We start from the raw sequence: 19,438 nt of genomic DNA on the forward strand, positions 1-19,438 counted from the left end.
ATATAATGTATTAAGCTAGATTGGGGTGCTTACAATGATTAAATTCTTTGAATACAACTGGCAGGTAAGAGATGAATGGTTTGACTGGTGCAATCAACTGACAATTAAAGAGTTGTTAAAAGACCGCAGGGGTGGAGTAGGAAATATATTGTATACACTTTTTCACATAATTGATGTGGAATATAGTTGGATTCGTGGTATTCAAGGCAAGGAAGATGTAGTATTTCAGTTTGCTGATCATAATACACTTGAAAAGGTTAAATCACTTTCAGATAAATCACGAAATGAAATAGCTGAATTTATAAAAACAGATTTAGGCGGTTTAAAAGAAAAACTAGTCAGTGTTTCTTGGGATGAAGAGAAATATACTTTTGATGAAATATTACACCATATAATTACTCACGAAATTCACCACATAGGTCAACTTTCTGTTTGGGCAAGAGAATTAGAACTAAGCCCTGTACCTGCTAACTTTATTGGAAGAGAGTTAACGAGGGGGGTTATTAATGAAAATGAATGAAAAAACTTATCTAAGTATAGAAGAGATTATTTCATTACCAACCTTATCAGGTACAAACATAAGTGATGATGGCAAAAACGTAGCATTTGTCAAGAAGACAGCTAACTGGAAAGACAATAAATATAGGAATCATGTATGGATATATGAAAAAGATAAGGGGCAGTGTTACCCATTAACAACTAGGGATATAGATAGTACATACCCATTATGGTCTCCAGACTCTAGAGCTATCGCATACCTTAGCCCAGTTGGTGACGAGGAAAATAAGAAAAATCAGATCTTTGTTAAGTCCATAGATGGTTATAGTGGGGTTCAAATCACTGATGAGAAAGAAGGAGTCAGTAAATTCAAATGGGAGCCTACTGGCAAGGGTTTTTATTATGTTGCACAGTCAAAAGAATCTGAGGCGATAAAGAAACGTAGAGAACTATACGGAGATTTCCATCATATAGGTAAGGAATACCAGAATAATTGTTTATATTACATTGAAATAGAAAAAGTGATACAAAAGGATAAAGATGAACACGAAAATAGCATTGTTTATCAACTAACTGATGGTAAGGATTTTCATGTCCATGAATTTGATATTTCAAATTGTGGGAAAAAGGTTGTATTAATGGCTACACCAAGTCCAAATATGGGAGATTTTATTAAGGGAGATCTCTACATACTAGATATTAAAGCTGGAGAATTACAAAAGATGAATATAGATAAGTTGTTGGGAGGGAGCGTTTGCTTTTCTCCTGAAGGCAGCAAAATATGTTACGCAGCAAGCATAAGGGAGAAGGATTACTATAAGACCCATATACAAGACAATACACTAGAGATCTACGATATTAATACTGGAGAGCTAATTCAACCTTTAACAGATTTTGATAGTACGGTTATTCCATTACGGTGGACAGCTAAAGGAATTTTAATTAGATGGCAGAATAAAACTAATTATCTTATTGGGTTGTTATCTGAGAATGGCACTGTGGAAATGTTAAGCAAAAAAGTGGATAGCTTTATTATGGATGCTTCTATAACAAGGGATGGAAATTATATATCCTATAATAAGGCTATAACAAATGAAACCTTTGAAATCTATTTAGACGATAAAAAAATAACGAATGAAAATAGCTTTTTCAAAGGAAAGCTTAAAAGTAACAGGGAAATAATCTCATGGCAAAGTAGTGATGGTCTTGACATAGAGGGAGTTTTATCAACCCCAGTTGAGTTTGACGCAAATAAAAAATATCCTTTATTAGTGGTAATCCATGGTGGTCCAGCTTGGGCATCATTTTCAATATTTTCAGACTGTTTTAATGAGAAATATCCTATTGAACAGTTTATCGAAAAAGGCTTTATCGTTTTAGAACCAAACTACAGGGGAAGTTCTGGTTATGGTAAAGAATTCTTAAAAGCAAACTATAGAAAATTGGGAATTGCTAACTACGATGATGTTATATCTGGAGTGGATAAACTAGTTGACAAAGGGATTGCAGATAAAGATAGAGTAGGGGTTATGGGATGGAGCAACGGTGGATATATATCAGCTTTCTGTTCTACATTTAGTAGTAGATTTAAAGCTATTTCCGTTGGTGGTGGAATTACTAATTGGAGTAGCCATTATGTAAATACAGATATCCCTTACTTTATTAGGATGTATTTAGGCAATACGCCATGGAATGATCCAGAGATCTATACTAAAACATCACCAATGACATATATTCAATCAGCCTGTACGCCCACTTTAATCCAACATGGCGAAAAGGATGCAAGAGTACCAATTCCAAATGCATATGAGCTATATCAAGGATTAAAGGATATGGAAGTTGATACAGAATTAATTATATTTAAAGGAATGGCGTATAGTTCTGACCAGCCAGGAATTAATGTGGCTATTATGAAGCAGAATTTAATGTGGTTTTCACACTATATTGTTGGAGAAAGTATGAAAGACTTTAGGGTTTTATGATTAATAGATGGATATCCTCACAAGATACAAAAGGAAGCTTTGCGAAGAATTGTTCCTAAAGTAAAGAGTGCTTTGCTTGCCTCCGCTAAGCTTAAAGAAATTGTGAAGGAATGTACTTTGAATAACGGGGGCGATTGTTCAATTAGAGCAGTCGCTTCTTGTGCTAAAAGTGTAGTTTATTTGCATAAAGAATACTATAAAATTTGCTTTGATGTTAATATTAGTCTAAATAGATTTTTACATAAATAGGGGGATTAAAATGGAAATTCGTTCAGTTAAAGGTTCAGACTACTATGTAATTTCACCTTTAATCAATGAGTGGTGGGGTGGTAGGAATATGTCTGATATGTTACCAAAATTATTCTTCGACCATTTTACACAAACAAGTTTCATTGCAGAAAAGGATGGTAAACTTGTTGGTTTTCTAATAGGATTCCTTTCTCAAACTCATGCAAATGAGGCGTATATTCATTTTGTTGGAGTTCATCCTGACTACAGAAAGCATAATATTGGAAACCAATTATACAATAAATTTTTTAATGCGGTAAAGCAAAATAATCGAAGTATTGTTCGATGTGTAACGTCACCTGTCAACAAAGTTTCGATTGCCTATCATACCAAGATGGGTTTTGAAATTGAAAATGGAGATAGAATTGTTAATGGTCTATCAGTAAATACAGACTATGACGGACCAATTCAAGACAGAGTTTTATTTGTAAAAAATTAGATTAAATTCTAGTATCTTATTGAACTAACACATGCGTTAATTAACAATCATTGAGTTGCGTAGGCAGCTCTCTTTTTCTTTATTGAACTAGCGTAAGTAGAAATATATATGGGATGGGAAGATAAATTAGATAATGACGAGTGGTATTTTAGTAATTCTTTCGAATCAATAACAAAAGGAATGTCACCCGAAGAAGCGTTTAACTACATTCCTAATGTCATTGAGGTGTTATTTAAATTAGATGATGACTTTTTGGTATGGGAAACCCTTTACTTCTTAATAGAACTGTATTGTCTTGCTGATACCACTCATATACATCCACAAATCGAAAGTATATCCATACTTAAAGAAGCAGATACTTCATACGCTAAAATTTCGTTTGTTTCAGCGTCCTTAATCGTTGATAAATAAGCACGTTTGCCGTTTCCATACGTCAAATACGTGAGATCTGTTAATAATACTTTTCCTGCTACACCTTGTTTAAAGTTACGCTGTAATTCATTTGGACATGTACGATGTTCTTTTGTTGCTTTGGCCATTCTACGTGCCGGATTCGCTTTTCGAATTGGGCATATAATCTCAAATTTCTTCATAATGCGGCGAATACGTTTTAAGTTATATGTAATTCCATATTGATTTTCTAACGTCATTTTAATCTGACGTGCACCTTTTCTACGTCCTCGGAAATGATACGCTTTTAAAATGATTTCTTTGGTTGCTTCATCTGCTAATTCATATGCTGCACGCTTTTGCATTGATTTCTCTGTGAAATAATTATAGTAACCTGAACGTGATACGCCCATGATTTCACATAGATAGCTTACTAAACGTTTTAGTTTATATTTTTGAATCGTTTTACTGATTAATTCAAACTTTAGTTCCGTTGCGATTGTTATTTCTTCTTTAACATCTGCCTTTCGAGTAGATCGAGCTTTTTTAAAAGTTCATTCTCCGCTTGTAATAATCTATTTTTCGCTTCTAATCGTGCAATTTTTTCTTCTAAACTTAATTCCCGTTCTGATGGACGACCTGAATTCGTTTTCCGTGTATCTTGTAGACCAGCTACTCCAGTTGTACGATAAGCTGCACGCCAACGCTTTCCCGCTGAACTAATGCGCTTCAAACCAATCAGTTCAACATCTAAACCAGCCTCTTCAAAAATCGTTCTTGGGAGTTTTCCTTTTTCATTTTCTGCAATAAAATGGCGTTTAAATTCCTCAGTATAAGTAATCGCTTTATCACTAATAGCTTGGACATTAGGATTACACTTTAGTTGTTCTTGCTCTTTTTTAGTAAATAATCTTTTCGTCATTTATTCCGCTCCGACATCTTTTTTCTCATTATAAACAAAAGTACCCTATAGGATAGACTTTTTTCAAAGTGTCTATCTTATAGGGTACAGTTTAAATTCTTGGCTTTTAATAAAAACCAGTATCCTGAGCGTTTAATAGATTACATTAAACCACTAACAATATAGAGAGCGGTTCCCCAAATAAAAATCGCTGAGCATTTATTAAAAATATTCATAAGCTTCCCGGAGCTATCAACTCTTTTCAAGGATGCTCCAGCAATGATAAGACCGAAAAACCACAACCAAGAAATCAAAACACATGCTGCAGTGAACAACATTTGCTCCGTTCCACTATATTTTAAAGCACTCGTTCCGATAACGCCTATTGTATCTAAAATGGCATGTGGATTTAAGAGAGAGACAGAAACCGCAAATAAAATTTGTTTTTTAACAGGAAGTGCTTCGTTATTATCGGCAGATGCCTGGTTTGAGCGCCAAATTGTATAGCCCATATAAAGTAAGAAAAGTATCCCACCACTCATCAAGGCGATCCGTAACCACTCAAATTGCAACACGATTATAGATAAACCAAATATCGCAAGCAATATTAAAAGCGTATCACAAATTGAGGCAGTGATGCTGGCGGGTAAGGCACGAACTAGATGTGGCTGAGTTGCACCTTGAGAAAAGACAAAGACATTTTGTACGCCTAAGGGCAAAATAAGTCCAAATGCTAAAATCATTCCATGTAAAAATGCTTCCAATGAAATTCCTCCTTTCACTAAACATTTTAGATATGTTATAACTAAAAGAAAACGACCAATTGGATGGTTTTTTAGCCACCCAATTTTAATTACTTTCAGCGGGTGTTTGGACACCATCTGAAAGAGAGGAACTCAGTCTAAGAACGCCACGTCCTGTGGCAATTTATCTGTGCGAAAGCGCAGCGACAGCAACACACGACTGAGTGACCAACATCGTGTTGGCCTAAAGCCTACGGCGGATGTCACGGAATCGGAAAGGAGTTCATAAAGGATGTTAGCCTAAGATCATCGCATCCATGCGATAACGGCTAACTGACCTGCACTAAGCACAAAGCCGGTTCCGGACGCAGTTATGCCGAGGCAAAATTGATATGTTTGAGGTGATATGGATGAGCTGGCAGCCAAGTAGACAGGGAGAAATGACATTACAGCAGCAAATTATTCAGTGGATTACTGAGCATATAGAACGGGGAGATTGGGTGGCAGGAACAAAGCTACCGACACAAAGACAGCTAGCTATGCAGTTTGGGGTCAATCGTAGTACTGTTCAGCAGGCATTAGAAGAGTTAAAAGCAGCAGGAATATTGGAATCGAAAGTAGGATCAGGTATTTATGTAGCACAAAATTCATGGGATTCATTCATTACACAAACACAACCAAATTGGCAAAAGTACATAGACACAAGTCTCCATAAGCCCAATTATCATACCATTCAATTAATCAATGAATACGAGCAGCGCGATGATGTCATTCGATTGGGAACTGGAGAGCTTGCACCAAGTTTATTACCGACTGCTGAAATTGAAGCGTCATTGAAAGAACTCTCTTTGCAGCCGAAAGCTTTAGGTTATTCATCACCACAGGGTAGCGATAAACTTCGAGAAGCGATTTGTGAATACGTGAAAAAAAGAGGGATCCATACAAAGCCGCAAAATGTTTGTATTGTATCTGGTGCACTTCAAGCATTGCAGCTCATTGCTGTTGGACTACTTGAGCAGGGGTCAATCGTATTCCAGGAACAGACGTCATATTTAAATTCAGTCCACCCTTTCCAGTCTGTGGGTATGCAAATGATGGCTATCGATCGTGATGAACAGCTCGCGCAAACATTTGCTCAGCGGAAAAGAAAAAGGCAGGCTGTATTTTATGCTGTTCCTACTTTAAACAATCCGACTGGTGGGGTATGGACGTCGCTTGAAAAAAAACAACTTTATCAAGCGTGTAAAGCGTCTCGCATCCCCATCATTGAGGATGACGTCTATCATGAATTGCTCTTTGAAGCGGCGACATCTCCAATTAAATCAATGGATGATAGCGGGCAAGTCCTTTATATTGGGAGTGTTTCGAAAACATTAAGTCCAGGACTAAGAATCGGCTGGTTAATCGGTCCAACAACAGTGATTGAGCGGTTAGCAGATATAAAAATGCAAACAGATTACGGTTCAAGCGCAATTTCACAGGAAATTGTGCTGCATTGGCTGCAATCAGGGAAGTATGAAAGGTATATTAAGTGTTTGCGGAAAGAATTATTACGGAGAGCCAATTTTGTTGAGGGTATATTACAAAAGAAATTTACGGAAATTGCTAATTGGGTTAAGCCAAAAGGGGGCTTTTATATTTGGCTAAAGTTTCATGAGCCGATCGTTGATAAAGAGTTATTTACCAAACTATTACAACGACAAGTCCTCATTAATCCTGGCTATATTTACGATCCTCAAGATACGCAGCATATTCGATTATCATATGCCTATGCAACGGAGGAAGAGTTGGAAAAAGGATTAAATATCCTATTTGAGATTGTAAGAAAGAAGAAATAAACTTTTAGGTAGATTCTAAAAAAAGTCCCCATTGTGTAATCACGATGGGGACTTTTCATTCTTAAAATAATAAGAAGAATATATAAATTATTCGATAATATCATCTTTCTCCGACGACGAATTCGCCAATTTAAAAAATACTTCGTTTATATTTTTCATACGGGTTTCAACTTTTTTAGCAGCCGCATCGAGAGTAAAGCCTAAAAATCTGATTTACTCAATAACGGTCTAGAAGGGGAACATTATTCCTTTACAATTGAACAAGAGAGTCACAAAATCGTAGGAATTACATGGATGGATCAGCGTTTTGCTTCCAATCAACAACTTCCCTCTGAAAAAAGAACAGAGGAACTGGTTAAAGTGTTTCTGAACAAAATTCAAAGTGGATTATTTGATCCATTAGAAAATCATTGGATTCGCCCACATGATGAAGTTATTACAGTGAATAATGAGGCTTTAACGGTTACAGGGTAAGCCCGAAATATAAAAAATATGCGCACCTTTCCGGACCGCACTACGAATGTCCATCTATCTGAAATTTTTTTCGAATAGATGGCTATTTTGCACATGTGGCTTGGATATTTTTCGACCAAGGCATGTATTTATTTAAAATTTGGGGTTGCTGATGGATCGGTAAATTCGGCAGCTCCATCATTAGTTTAACTAAATATTGATAGAAATCGATACCATTCGCTTTTGCTGTTTCAGCCAGACTCAAGCAGTGCATTCGCTTTAGCACCAGCTTCACTCACAGAAAAACGCCAGTTCTTTCGGCCAATCACATTAGGACGAATCGGATTTTCAACTGGATTATTATCAATTCCAATCCGACCATCGAACAGAGAAACTTTTAACCCATGTACACGATTTAATGTGTTTTTGGAAACTTTATCTAAGGTGTTTTTTCCGAAGAAAGGCGATTTATCTACCCATTCCTGAAACTTTTCGACAATCGGTTTTGATTGCTTTTGCTGTGCTTTACGACGCTTTCCTGGTGAGAGATGCTTATATTGCCGTTCTAAGCGATATAGTTGATCACAGTAATCCAAGCCGATTTTCCCATTTTTGCTATCGGCTTTCAGCCAATAACGTCGTATATGCGCCCAACAATTAGCGAATGAAATATTAGATAGCTTACCGTATGCTTATAAAATGCTATTTTTATCGCAATTATTGTCGAAATAATGTCGAAGATTGCAAAAAAATAAATACAGTATTATAAATATCACTACTCATGATGATCTTATCTGTGTATAGTTGCATAAGATAAAATGAATAATATTCTACGATAGATGAAGGGGATTACTTTTAAATGGGAAAGAAAATTGCATGGGTTACAGATACAGCAGCATTGTTAGATGAAAAGTTCATACAGGACAATCAAATTCACGTATTACCACTTAATATAGTGTTCGAAGAAGGGGCTTTACGCGAAACTGTTGATATGACACATGATCAGTTTTACGAAAAGCTACGAAATGCTAAAAAAAATCCAAAGACATCACAACCTGCTATTGGTGAAGTTGTAGACTTATATAAATCATTAAAAGAACAAGGGTATACATGTGCAATTGCAATTCATACCTCTCAACATCTTTCGGGCACTTATCAAAGCACTTTCACAGCAGCTGGTCAAGCTGAATTTGAAGTATATCCAGTGGATTCAAAAATCGGGTCATTTCCGATGATGAAAATGATTAAACTCGGTCAGCAGTTAGAGCGTGAAGGTTTTGAACCTGGCTATATTGTTGAAAGAATCAATGAGATGGCAGATAACAGTGAGCTTTCATTTATTCCGGCTAACTTATCACAATTACATAAAAGTGGTCGAGTTTCAGGGACTCAAGCATTTTTAAGTAACTTGTTGAATATTAAAGTTGTCATATCATTTGAAGATGGGAAGCCCGTTATGAAAGAAAAAGTACGCGCTACGACTAGAGCTAAAACATATGTACAAAATGTTTTAAATACAGATCTAGAAAAAAGTATTATCCCTGAAGTTGCAATTATTCACTGTAATGATGAAGAAGGCGCAACCGCTTGGAAAAAAGCTTTAGAGAACGAATATCCGCTCATAAACTTCTCCGTATTACCACTAAGTGCTTGTGTAGCGGTTCATGCAGGTGAAGGAACGCTTGGTTTAAGTTGGGTACGTCTACCAGAGCTTGCACCACTTAAGAAAAAGAAAGCTGAATTAGTTACTATATAAACATAATTGTAATCTAAATTATTGTAGGTACATGAAGTTGCGAAATTCCTATAAACCAACTATTATACAGTCAGAGAGCATTTTAGCTTAAGTAAACTGGCAGATGTAACGTTATTTTTTGAATGATAGCAGTGTTTTCATTCAGGTATGGGGGACTGGCTGTTAAATTTTGTTTGAATACGGATATTGTTATTATAGGTAATTTAGTCTTCGACGATTTGAATCATATGCGCATTTGTCGTGCGGTAGATTCCGTCGAGATAGAACGTTTCAATTGGGGAATTATCAGTGGGCGTGCCTTTGCGGGACATGCTTATGGTAATTCCTTTTTCTTTGACTGATTTTTGATACGCATATGATGTGTACACAGAACCTTGATCGCTATGCAAGATGCAGCCTTGCGGTAAATCAGGTAATTGATATAAAGTATCCAAAACGAATGACGTATCTTGTGTAGAATCAATTGTTTGCGCTACAATTTTTCGGTCCTGATGAAAAAATAATGACATTTGAGCAAGGCATTAAATGGGAAGGTGGTCGGATAACCGAAAAATGGTTGCATGATAGCTGGTTATTAGCACAATTATAGGGGGTTCTTTTTTAGTAGATTAGACGGTAGACAAATTTGGTCAAAATTAACTTCTCTCCGAAAGAAGTCTCCCACTTTTACGTAAAGATGCGACAGCACTAGTGAAGGTGGGAGATAAAATTTCTAGATGTAGCCTAAAGTTGTCTCTTTTTTTGCCATGATATAATCAGCTATTGCATCGAAAAGTTCTCGTTAAAGCTGGATATATATACGATCCGCAAGATGCTATGGAGAATTGGAAAAAGGATAAAAATCTTACTTGAGATTATCAAAAAAAGGTAGATGGAAATACCGTAGGGCAGGTAAATTGCCTACGGTACAAAATTTATTAAAAGACTTAAATTAATCTGTTTAAAAGATAAACAGAATAGGGAGTAACAAGAAAAATTGCTGTATAAAGACCAGGAGTATATGTCTTTAAAATGATTGTTTGTATGATATGTATGAGATTATGTAAGAGAACGAAACATAGAAAAGATATAAATAAGATTGCAGTCCAATTATTATCTATAAATTGAACTTTTAAAAATACAATACTTGAGGTTACTAGAAAAATAAATACATCTCTTTTAGCAAAAGAATGTGAATTGATATTCCAAAACTTCCAAATTAGTAGTTTCAAATTATTATTTGTATTTTTAATTAAATGATTTGTTTTCTGAGACCAGTTTTCAACAGTTATTATCTCTTCAAAATCATGGAGCATAAAAATAATAACAAAAAGCCATAGTGCGTTATGTAATTCTATCTGGAACATTCAACGTACCCTCCACAGTAGTAATATAATAATGTGTATTTTAACATTAGCATTAATTACAAGAAATGTTAATGAATCTGTCCGAATGTATTGTACAATATGAAAATTTTTCAAAAGAAATTGTGTGTTAATCCCTAATAAAAAAACTGACAACAATAGTTGCCAGTAAAAAGAATAATATTACCTACCTTTATGTTTATTTTTAGACTTTTGAACTTTGATATTCCGAATATATTCTTTGCGTTCTTCTTTAAGTCGTTTACAGGTAACAGATTTTTCTTTTTTTCTAAGTGCCAATTCTGCTTTTATAGCTTCTTCGGCCTTAGAGGTGATACTTGGATTTCTTAGTTCTTTTGCAACTTTTCTTTGAAGCCTTTTAGGGTTGATTTTCTTCATTTTAACTTGTTGGATAGGTATTCCATCATATTTATCATTATTTTTGATAAAATCCAACAAATTATTATTTACAAAATCAAAGACTTCTTGATCTTTTGGTTCATTCCCGAAAGTATACTTGTATGCTTTGTATTTGTTTTCGGAAATGTTTTCTATTAGCCCTATATAAAATTGGCCATCATAAAAAATGGTTAGTTTCATAGTAGGTCCCTCCTCATATTAAAATCGAATGACGGACATCCCGAGGAGGGGAAGGTTACTGACATCATATTTATGATGCATCCGGACTACCAACCGAATCGTGTTTTTTCATTCAAGTAGTATTATAAACGATTTGTTATTATTTGTAATGGAAAATTTATGATCCCGCTATAAACAGTAACAAGGAATATAAATGATTTATGATTGAATGCAATAATAGTATTAGATCTTGGTGGCTCTTTTCGGGCGTAACCTTTTGAGTAAAGAATAATTCAAGTGAAAAATCTGACATGTACCAATTGTTGATAAGAATTTGCCAAGCTATTGCGTCGACAAGTCTCATTAATTTCGTGTATATCTACACGATCCGTTTTAATGTTTAACTCTTATTAAATTGTATTTGAATAATAGTGTCATTCCGATATTCATCAAAAAATGTACAAGAAAAGGTACTAAAATATTGTTTGTTTCAAAATAAATCCATCCGAAAATTAAACTTTGAACGGTTATATTAATTAACATTATAGGTTTTTTGAAGTATTGAGTATGCATCCCTATAAACAATAAAGTTGTTATGATAATTGCAGACCATTGGTGTTCTAGAAATACTAGAAGTAAATTTTGAATAATTCCTCTAAACAAAATTTCTTCAAATAACGCCCCTATAAACATAAAGGCAACAATACTTAACAACGAATAGTTTTGATAGCTTTTGTTAGTTTCGTCTATGTATTTCGAGGGAATATACAATGTTAATATTACGCCAAACGAAAGTAGACCGAATGAAGCGAGAATAACGCTCAATACCATTGTGAATGGTTGGTCAAATGATAGAAAATTTTGTATTGTGAATACATCATAAACGATAAGAGCGAAAATGATAGCTACACAAACGAATGTAAAAGAAGAGAATGCAAAAATAGCATCTTTCGGGCTAAAATCCTTCTGTGTCTTTTTTGATTTGTCTTTCTCCATATCTATCCTTCTTTCTTGATGATTAAAGAATAAAGAGATATTTTACCATAATATTTTTGCGAAAAATGCAATCTCTACTACTTTTCCGATAAATCGTCTTTTTTAAGAAAAAAATGAGGTTAGTAAAGGAATTCATATTCATATATTCCAGAATTAGTTATGAGAGCGAAATGTTAAGACAGGGGTTATAGGGAATCCTAAGAAAGACTGTTATCTGTGCTAGTGGGGTAAATTACACAAGAGGAAATACTTAAGTTTTGAACTGTTTTTTGTAGGATATATCCAAAGATGCGATAAATTACTATAGTGAAATATATCCTTATTATGTATCAATGGTATAGCGTATTTTCATTTAATAATGAAGATTTTATTGCACCGTATAGCATTATTTCTAGTTGCTATTATGAAACTCGCGACAGCTAAAAACTCACTATCCTAAAAGTATAGCCTAAATCCAAATTAGGGAAGACCTGATTGGTTATGGTGAATTAATTCTACCAAGATAAGGTCTTCCTTTTTTGTCGTTTTTTTATTCAAACAAAAAATATTTTACACTCTCTTTTTCAATTGTTTATTAGTGCTCACTAATAAGCTAATAATAATAGAAAGTAAAGCAACTATTATTAGCCCAATAGACATTATTAGACCTTCTATATAATTAAGGAATCCTGCTGCGGCTAAAGCCAAAAAGCTGATGACACTTAAAAATAAAGTAAGGAAAAAAATTTGGAAATAATGCATGTTATCCACCTCCTATTTTTTACATATGGAACGGATTTTATTTAACTGTGGTTATTATTATGTTAGCTAAATATTATTCAAATTCATATATTGCCAAATTGGCTAAGATCGAAAGAAAAAAAGGTTATTATATTCTTGCTCAGATGGGGCTGGAAGGCTGTTTTCAGTGCTATTAGGCTAAAACAGTTCCTTATAGTGCTTTTGAAGTTCATTTCAAAATATTTAATTTTTAATCCAAGTAAGTAATCTTACAATTTGAAATGGTTCATAGCAAGTAATGATGAAACTACAAATGAAAAATGTTTGGACAGGCAAAAACTTGAGTTTTCCCTGTTCTCTTTTAAACACAGCGCCAAGACTTAACAATAAACTTATAAATAATAAACCGAATCCAGATATCATAAGAACTTCAAAGTTAATTGAATAAATGTAAGTGAAACTCAATAGAACAGCACCGATTACTGCGAAAATAATGGATAGTTTGTTCATTTTTAATCCAGGTGTGTGCAATTTCACATTAGAAGAGTTTAAAAAACCATCTAAGTTAATAAGTTCCCAATGAATAGTATATAACCAATTATTCCAGTGAGTATTAACGTTAGAACCATCGAAACAATGCCCCCAATAAGGGTAACCAAATTTTTTACATCCTTCATTCCTATTAGGGCCAAGAAAAAAGAAAGTATTGTTAATAGTAATACAACGCTCAATGGATGGAACTGAAAGTGTGAGATAAAAAAACTATTTAAATTTGTTGAGCTAGTGCTTATTATGATGAAAAAAATTATACAACATAAAGACATTAAGAATGACAACAAATTTATATTCATTACGATACACTTCCTTTTTTTGCTTAACGAATTTATATAAATTATTTTTCACATTCTGGGATTTATAAATCTAAATTGAGCCACGTCCACTATTAGGGAAGACATTCTAATGAACATTTAGAGGAAAGAAACTAATAAAGAGTCACTCGAGTAGATGTGACCCAATATTTAACTATAAGAGACTATTTAAACTTATCAACTTTCTTAACTTTCATTGAAGCTACTTCCCCACAATTCGTACAAATAGTCAAAATTAGTGGTGAACTCGAAAAATGGAGCATATCGAGCTTAATGGGTTTTACTTTTGCCATAGATCCACCTAATTCACCTTGTGCGAAGGAATCACTACCACAAGCCTTACAAACTAATTTTTCGATTTCCATATTATCACCTCGTTATGTAATATATGTAAATTTTATCATAAAAAAAGCCTCGGTGGCATCCTACGCTACAGCAAACTAACGAACAATATGAATATTAAACGAAAATAGAACGATTTAATCTTATATAAGGGTATAGGAATAGAAGATAATTAGTCACTTATAGAGTCTGGTCTAACCAGCCCCGTTAATTCAATAAGAAAAAAAGAGCTGCATATGCAACTCAATGATCTTCTAGTAAAGCCTCCGTTACTTTAAGTGTATTTCTTCACAATCATGTAATTTTGTTCCTATCTTACTTTTTAATCTTTAAATATATCTATCATCTTTTCATATGCATTTTTAGTTTCATCGTATGTTGGAATATCAAGAAATTAAACATTTAAGACATCCCCTCCAATCACTCTTCTTACTGCCCTCCTAATTTTCTATAAGCAACTACACCTCCGACTGTACCTACAACTGCTGCCTTGATAGGATTAATTGAAAAAATTAATGAATTACTGTAAGTAATTTCTCGTTTGAAAGTTCTACTTTTTTATTAAATTACTAGGAAGATAGATTTAATCTATATTTGATAAATCGATACTAATTATCAATAATTTAGAATATTTAAATATTAAGATATTCGGATCAGTCCATTTGTGATAAATTGGAAATATCACATTAAACTGAAAAGTGTGACAATTAAAAGCGGAAGGGGAAATGAGATTTGAAAAAGTTTAAGTTTACGAAGTTCTTAAGTAGTATTCTAGCTTTCGTTATGGTGCTTTCTCTATTGGTTCCATTGTCGAGTGCTAGTGCTGAAGAATCGAAACCATTCAAGCAGGGTAGTCAAAGTGAAAGTATAATTCAACTAAAGGCAGCTATCGCTGAACAGCTAAGCTTGTCTAAAGATGGTCCAACTCTTCACGAAAGCTTACAAAATGTATCAGGCAATCAAGATGTTGCAGTCATCATTCATTTATCTGAAAAGCCAGTGGCACTAGAGCAAGGACTGAGCGAAGCCAAAGGCGAAGAATTCTCTAAAGCCCAAGCAAATGAAGTTCGTTCAACTGTAAAAGCACAACAAGCAGAAGTTAAAGAAGAGTTAGCTGCTAAAAATGTTCAGATGACTCAAGGGTACACATTTGATACTGTTTTAAACGGTTTTGCGGCAAATGTAAAAGCAAATGATCTCCCGAAACTGCTTACAGTAGAAGGAATTACATTAATCGAACCTGATGCAATTGTTTCCGCATCAGAAGATAATACGATGAAATCATCGGAACTTATTAAAGAAGATCCATTAGAAGCTCAAATGAATACAAGTAATTCTTTCCTTGGTATCGAACAGCTTTGGAAGGAAGGACTTGAAGGACAAGGAATAAAAGTAGCGGTATTAGATACTGGTATTGATGTAGATCACCCTGAGTTTGCTGGAGTTTATAAAGGTGGAAAAAACTTCATTCCGAATTCAGCAACTTACACGAAGCCTCGGGCAGATAACGATGCATCGGAAACATCGCCTTTGGAGCGTCCAGCTGGGACACCTGAATTTAATGAAAAGGGCAGCGCGTTCTATACTTCTCACGGTACACATGTTGCTGGAACAATTGCAGCAATCGGAGCTAACGAATTCGGTATTAAAGGAATTGCTCCAAAAGTAGACCTTTATGCTTACCGTGTTCTTGGGGCGTACGGAAGTGGAGCTACATCTGGTATTGTTAAAGCAATTGAAACTGCTGTAAAAGAAAAAATGGACGTTATCAACCTTTCACTTGGCGGGGGAGCTAACTCTGAAACGGATGCTGGTTCATTTGCTATTAATAATGCAATGATGGCTGGAACAATCGGAGTAGTTGCAACAGGAAACGAAGGTCCAAATCGCGGAACAATGGGCACGCCTGCAACTGCTCGTTTAGGAATTGCTGTTGGTAACACAACAAATCCTGAAACAATGTATAACGGGGAAGTGAATGTTACAGTTGGCGACTACAACTTAACAAAACAGCTTCCATTAATGGGAACGACTTTTGGGAAAAATTTAGCAACACAGCTTCAAGGAGAATTGGACCTAGTTGCTGTTCCTGGAAACGGGGAAGTAAAAGACTTTGAAGGAATTGATGTAAAAGGTAAAGTGGCATTGATTTCTCGCGGCAGTATCGCATTCGTTGATAAAATTGCAAATGCAAAGGCAAAAGGAGCAGTCGCAACAATTATTCATAACTTTGCTGGTGGAACGAATGCACCGAACATTTCAGGCACATTCCTTGGTGATTCATTTGATTTTCTGCCAACATTTGATATGTCACAAACGGATGGCGCTGCAATTCGCGCTGCATTAGCAAGCGGGATTGGAAAAGTAAGCTTTAGTAAATTTGCTTCCACAAAGACACTAGGAGATGATGTAAACGATTCAAGTTCACGTGGACCATCTACACCAAACTTTGATATTAAACCAGATGTAAGTGCACCTGGGACAAACATAATGTCAACGATTCCAATGTATAAAAAAGATTTCCCTGATGCAGATTATGGGGAAGCATATGGTCGTAAAACAGGAACTTCTATGGCAACACCACATATTGCAGGTATTGCAGCATTAGTTAAACAAGCAAATCCTGATTGGAACGCGTTCGATGTAAAAGTGGCGCTTTCTAATACCGCAAATGTTATAGATAAAACAAAATACGATGTGTTTTCTCAGGGTGCTGGGCGTGTAAATGCTTATGCAGCAGCTCATCCGGAAATTCTTGCCTATGCACTTGATAGCGCAATTTTAGATGGAACTGGTGCAGTTACAGAAAACTTGAAAGGTACAGTTACTTTCGGTCCACAATCACTTAAAGACCGAGATATTTCTGTAACGAAACAAGTTTTAGTAAAAGATATTAAAGGGAACGGCGGCAATTATAACGTATCAGTTGATGTAACAAAAACATTTGGTGATGCAACTGTTACAGTAGATCAGCCGACATTTAATCTAGATGGTGAGCAAGTTTTAAATATTACATTAACTGCTTCACAAGCTACGGCACCAAACGGCTCTGAAATACTAGGGTATATTAACATCAGCGGCGGAGCTACAGAAATTTCATTGCCATTCGCAGCTGACTTAGGCGGCGCGGCAAAAACTGAAATTAAAGATTTTAAGATTACAGAAACAGACCTATCCTTTAACGGAGATGGAGTGAAAGACTCAGCTGTACTTTCATTCACATTAACTGGAGATGTAACAACTAACTATATCGAGCTTTGGGATATTATGAATCCTGAAGGTGGAGAATATGGAGACGGCTACATTGGTTATCTACATGCAGGTACTGCGCTAGGAAAAGGCTCTTATACGCTGAATGTTGGTGGGCAGTACAAACCATGGGGAACAGCACCTGCCACAACGATTCCAGATGGCCTATATACAATTGACTTCACCGGTCTTGCAGCATCAGGAGTAGTTTCCGGTTATGTTGGACCAATTATCGTGAAATCGACTAAACCAGAAATTACTGGTTCAGTAGCTAAAGGTGTCGCTACAGGACAGGTAACAGATAAGTATATCGACTACAATGAAGAGTTATATTTATACGGTTTAAATTACAATTTAAATGATAAATTAAAAGCTTCCTATATTTCGACGGTAAATGGCGTAGTACAAGCACCAGTTGTTTTTGAATTAAATCAAGACGGTAGCTTCACATTCCCAGTAACAGCAGAAACAAATGCTGTATCAGTAATAATTAAAGACGCTGCCGGGAATGTTGGTGAAGCGAAGATATATGAAAAAGAAGTAGTAGAACCAGTAGTAGCACTTTCTGTAAATCCAACTAAGCTAGACCTAACAGCTGGAGAAACTGCACAACTTACGGTAACAGAAACGTCAACGCCTGCAAAAGGTGATGCAACAGAGGAAGACGTAACTTCAAAAGCTACTTATGTTGTTGGAGATGAAAATGTTGCAACAATAGTAAATGGATTAGTAACTGCAGTAGGTGAGGGCACGACTACAATTACTATTTCATACGGTGATAATAAAGTTACTATAAATGTGACAGTTAAAGCACCTGTTGTAAAAGAACCAATAGTAACACTAGAAATTGACCAAGCTCAGGTTGAAACTAGAATAGGTAAAGAAGTTACAGTTAAAATTACTGAAGTAACTACTTTTGATGGTAAAACAACAGAAAAAGATGTTACAAAGCTTGCAACCTACGAAATAGCGAATGATAAAATAGCTACTGTAAAAGCAGGGGCTGTAAAAGGAAAAGGTCAAGGTAATACGACGATTACGGTAACGTATGGTGAGCACACACTAACATTTGATGTGTTGGTTGTAAAGCCAGGGAATGACAACGGTAATGGTAACGGTAATGGCAACGGCAATGGCAATGGCAATGGCAATGGCAATGGCAATGGTAATGGCAACGGCAACGGCAATGGTAATGGTAACGGCAATGGCAATGGCAATGGCAATGGCAATGGTAATGGCAATGGCAATGGCAATGGCAATGGCAATGGTAATAAAAATAATAATGAAGTTACCGAGGTTGAGTTATAAATTGATCTTAAACTGCCCCGTTAGTTGGGTAAGACAAGATAAAACAACAATCGTTACGAAAAGAATCATAAAAAATGAGGCTGGGACATAACTAAATGGTTCCTTCATAAAGCCGAATAATCTCTAAATTAACAAAACACGATAAATAGAAAAACCGAACTATTCCGAAACACTTCATGAGCGTTTCATTGGATAGTTCGGTATTTTTGTTGGCTGAAACACTTTTGTCCCAGCCTCATTTATTTACATACGTTTGAAGGTTGTCACCCTAAGATAAAAGCTAATCGCTCTAAAATTTAATTTATATATTTTTTTAATTTTTTCACTAACTTTTTTAAAACTAAAATTTGTTGAATATGCCACTGACGAAAATAAAGACAGCCTTTAGTAACGCAGGAATAGATACTCCATTCATCGGCTCAACACCTCATTTTTTCTTTATAAAAGCCGCAGCGTGTATACGCTATAGCTCAGATTTAAAAGAGAATCAACTTACATTTGTTTATTTCATAAATGAATGCGGAATTTGGATACTACTGAATAATATATGAGGGAAATTAAAATAATGATGGGATAGCAAACTGCAATGACGTTTGGGGCGATGCAAAATGTAAGCTATCCCGAAGTAAATATATGTAAAGGAGTTTAATAACATTCCAACTGTAAATATGGTGAAAAAAAGATTTTCAAAATGACAAAGGCTATTACTAAACATTGAAAGAGCCACCAAGTTAAACGGTTAGC

At 35.2% G+C, this 19,438-nt stretch carries 13 protein-coding genes and 3 pseudogenes; 7 read left to right on the forward strand and 9 right to left on the reverse strand.

What is annotated here, in order from left to right; all coding sequences use genetic code 11:
* Nucleotides 1–34 precede the first annotated feature (34 nt).
* The 3 genes from ACIQLB_RS09145 to ACIQLB_RS09155 all read left to right on the forward strand — a co-directional run bounded on the left by ACIQLB_RS09145 (nucleotide 35) and on the right by ACIQLB_RS09155 (nucleotide 3,207).
* Nucleotides 35–520, forward strand: coding sequence for a DinB family protein (locus tag ACIQLB_RS09145; protein ID WP_400724126.1), 486 nt, complete (start codon nucleotides 35–37; stop codon nucleotides 518–520).
* Nucleotides 507–2,480 carry a S9 family peptidase gene (locus ACIQLB_RS09150; protein WP_400724129.1) on the forward strand — a complete coding sequence of 658 codons (1,974 nt, stop codon included), beginning with the start codon at nucleotides 507–509 and terminating at the stop codon, nucleotides 2,478–2,480. The genes ACIQLB_RS09145 and ACIQLB_RS09150 overlap by 14 nt, the downstream gene beginning before the upstream one ends.
* A 259-nt stretch (nucleotides 2,481–2,739) precedes the next feature.
* Complete coding sequence (locus tag ACIQLB_RS09155; RefSeq protein ID WP_400724132.1) at nucleotides 2,740–3,207, forward strand: GNAT family N-acetyltransferase; 468 nt, start codon at nucleotides 2,740–2,742, stop codon at nucleotides 3,205–3,207.
* A 326-nt stretch (nucleotides 3,208–3,533) separates the two neighbouring features.
* Here the strand turns inward: ACIQLB_RS09155 and ACIQLB_RS09160 are convergent.
* A pseudogene (locus ACIQLB_RS09160) lies at nucleotides 3,534–4,519 on the reverse strand (IS3 family transposase); the annotation flags it as partial.
* A 140-nt stretch (nucleotides 4,520–4,659) separates the two neighbouring features.
* The gene (locus tag ACIQLB_RS09165) at nucleotides 4,660–5,262 is read right to left on the reverse strand and encodes a LysE/ArgO family amino acid transporter (protein ID WP_400724134.1); all 603 of its coding nucleotides are present in this window, start codon (nucleotides 5,260–5,262) and stop codon (nucleotides 4,660–4,662) included.
* Between the two features lie 389 nt (nucleotides 5,263–5,651).
* On the opposite strand from ACIQLB_RS09165, the gene ACIQLB_RS09170 reads away from it, so the two are divergent.
* Both ACIQLB_RS09170 and ACIQLB_RS09175 read left to right on the forward strand, forming a co-directional pair.
* A complete protein-coding gene (locus ACIQLB_RS09170; protein WP_400724137.1) occupies nucleotides 5,652–7,079 on the forward strand; it encodes an aminotransferase-like domain-containing protein in 1,428 nt (475 codons plus the stop codon).
* A gap of 294 nt (nucleotides 7,080–7,373) precedes the next feature.
* On the forward strand, nucleotides 7,374–7,553 hold the full coding sequence (locus ACIQLB_RS09175) for a hypothetical protein (RefSeq protein ID WP_400724140.1): 180 nt from the start codon (nucleotides 7,374–7,376) through the stop codon (nucleotides 7,551–7,553).
* An 82-nt stretch (nucleotides 7,554–7,635) separates the two neighbouring features.
* On the opposite strand, the pseudogene ACIQLB_RS09185 reads toward ACIQLB_RS09175, so the two are convergent.
* Nucleotides 7,636–8,224: pseudogene (locus tag ACIQLB_RS09185) on the reverse strand (IS66 family transposase); the annotation flags it as partial.
* 167 nt (nucleotides 8,225–8,391) lie between these two features.
* Here ACIQLB_RS09185 and ACIQLB_RS09190 point away from each other — a divergent pair.
* On the forward strand, nucleotides 8,392–9,288 hold the full coding sequence (locus ACIQLB_RS09190; protein ID WP_323646460.1) for a DegV family protein: 897 nt from the start codon (nucleotides 8,392–8,394) through the stop codon (nucleotides 9,286–9,288).
* Between the two features lie 206 nt (nucleotides 9,289–9,494).
* On the opposite strand, the pseudogene ACIQLB_RS09195 reads toward ACIQLB_RS09190, so the two are convergent.
* The 6 genes and pseudogenes from ACIQLB_RS09195 to ACIQLB_RS09220 all read right to left on the reverse strand — a co-directional run.
* Nucleotides 9,495–9,770, reverse strand: a pseudogene (locus ACIQLB_RS09195) (DDE-type integrase/transposase/recombinase); the annotation flags it as partial.
* 444 nt (nucleotides 9,771–10,214) lie between these two features.
* The gene (locus ACIQLB_RS09200) at nucleotides 10,215–10,634 is read right to left on the reverse strand and encodes an HXXEE domain-containing protein (RefSeq protein ID WP_400724144.1); all 420 of its coding nucleotides are present in this window, start codon (nucleotides 10,632–10,634) and stop codon (nucleotides 10,215–10,217) included.
* A 180-nt stretch (nucleotides 10,635–10,814) separates the two neighbouring features.
* Entirely contained in the window at nucleotides 10,815–11,231 is a 417-nt protein-coding gene (locus tag ACIQLB_RS09205) for a YjdF family protein (protein WP_400724146.1), read from the reverse strand.
* Between the two features lie 372 nt (nucleotides 11,232–11,603).
* Complete coding sequence (locus tag ACIQLB_RS09210; RefSeq protein WP_400724149.1) at nucleotides 11,604–12,206, reverse strand: CPBP family intramembrane glutamic endopeptidase; 603 nt, start codon at nucleotides 12,204–12,206, stop codon at nucleotides 11,604–11,606.
* Between the two features lie 549 nt (nucleotides 12,207–12,755).
* Nucleotides 12,756–12,947, reverse strand: a complete 192-nt coding sequence (locus ACIQLB_RS09215) for a hypothetical protein (RefSeq protein ID WP_400724152.1) — start codon at nucleotides 12,945–12,947, stop codon at nucleotides 12,756–12,758.
* Between the two features lie 1,012 nt (nucleotides 12,948–13,959).
* Entirely contained in the window at nucleotides 13,960–14,160 is a 201-nt protein-coding gene (locus tag ACIQLB_RS09220) for a hypothetical protein (RefSeq protein ID WP_400724155.1), read from the reverse strand.
* A gap of 709 nt (nucleotides 14,161–14,869) precedes the next feature.
* Here ACIQLB_RS09220 and ACIQLB_RS09225 point away from each other — a divergent pair.
* Entirely contained in the window at nucleotides 14,870–18,694 is a 3,825-nt protein-coding gene (locus ACIQLB_RS09225; protein WP_400724158.1) for a S8 family serine peptidase, read from the forward strand.
* Nucleotides 18,695–19,438: the final 744 nt, after the last annotated feature.

The sequence above is a fragment of the Lysinibacillus sp. NPDC092081 genome, from assembly GCF_044755845.1.
Lineage (GTDB): Bacteria > Bacillota > Bacilli > Bacillales_A > Planococcaceae > Lysinibacillus.